2 protein-coding genes are annotated in these 1,204 nt (G+C 66.1%); one reads left to right on the top strand and one right to left on the bottom strand.

All coding sequences use genetic code 11. From position 1 onward, the window contains the following. Positions 1-293 (top strand): acyl-CoA thioesterase II (locus LQV45_RS33970; protein WP_230012238.1); only part of this gene is annotated, 293 nt, incomplete at its 5' end. 175 nt (positions 294-468) lie between these two features. On the opposite strand, the gene LQV45_RS33975 is transcribed toward LQV45_RS33970, so the two are convergent. Then, positions 469-1,204 (bottom strand): ATP-binding cassette domain-containing protein (locus LQV45_RS33975; protein WP_230012249.1); only part of this gene is annotated, 736 nt, incomplete at its 5' end.

Genomic DNA, 1,204 nt, shown 5'->3' on the forward strand with positions numbered 1-1,204 from the left:
AATCCATCCTCCGCAAGCACGGCATGAGCTGGATTACGCCGGGGATGTCCGTGGCAAGCCTGGATCACGCCATGTGGTGGCACCGGCCGGTCAGGGTCGACGAGTGGCTCCTGTACGTCCAGGAATCGCCCAGCGCCCAAGGCGCACGGGGCCTCGCGACGGGCAAAATCTTCAGCCGGGACGGCCGGCACGTGGCGACGGTGGCCCAGGAGGGCATGATCCGCGTCCCGAACGACTTCAAGAACACCGACCTGAAGAACACCGAGAAGGGCGCCGTGCAGGCCGCCGTCTGATCGAGGGCGCTGCAGCACCAGATCCGCAAGGCCGAGGGCTGCCAGTACTCCCCAGCAGCGGCTGGGACACGGTGTCCTCGGCACACAGCGTCAACGGCACACAAAAAAAGCCGGCTCCCCCTGAAACAGTTCAGGCGGGAGCCGGCTTTTTCGTGGCGCTGTAAGCCTTGCGGGCCTAGTCGCGGGTGAGGCGGCGGTGGGTTACGCGGTGCGGCTTGGCCGCATCCGGGCCCAGGCGCTCGACCTTGTTCTCCTCGTAGGACTCGAAGTTGCCCTCGAACCAGTACCACTTGGACGGGTTCTCCTCGTCGCCTTCGTAGGCGAGGATGTGGGTGGCCACCCGGTCCAGGAACCAGCGGTCGTGCGAGACGACGACGGCGCAGCCCGGGAATTCGAGCAGGGCGTTTTCGAGGCTGCTGAGGGTTTCGACGTCGAGGTCGTTGGTCGGTTCGTCGAGGAGCAGCAGGTTGCCACCCTGCTTGAGGGTCAGCGCCAGGTTGAGGCGGTTGCGCTCACCACCGGAGAGCACCCCGGCCTTCTTCTGCTGGTCCGGGCCCTTGAAACCGAAAGCGGCCACGTAGGCGCGGGACGGCATTTCGACGTGGCCGACCTGGATGTAGTCGAGGCCGTCGGAGACGACCTCCCACAGGGTCTTGTTCGGGTCAATGCCGCCGCGGCTCTGGTCGGCGTAGGAGATCTTGACGGAATCGCCGATCTTCAGTTCGCCGCCGTCGAGCGGTTCCAGGCCCACGATGGTCTTGAAGAGGGTCGATTTGCCGACGCCGTTGGGGCCGATGACGCCGACGATGCCGTTGCGGGGCAGGCTGAAGGACAGTCCGTCGATCAGGGTGCGGTCATCGAAGCCCTTCTGGAGCCCCTTGGCCTCCAGCACGAGTCCGCCCAGGCGCGGG

The organism is Microbacterium sp. Bi128 (assembly GCF_918698205.1).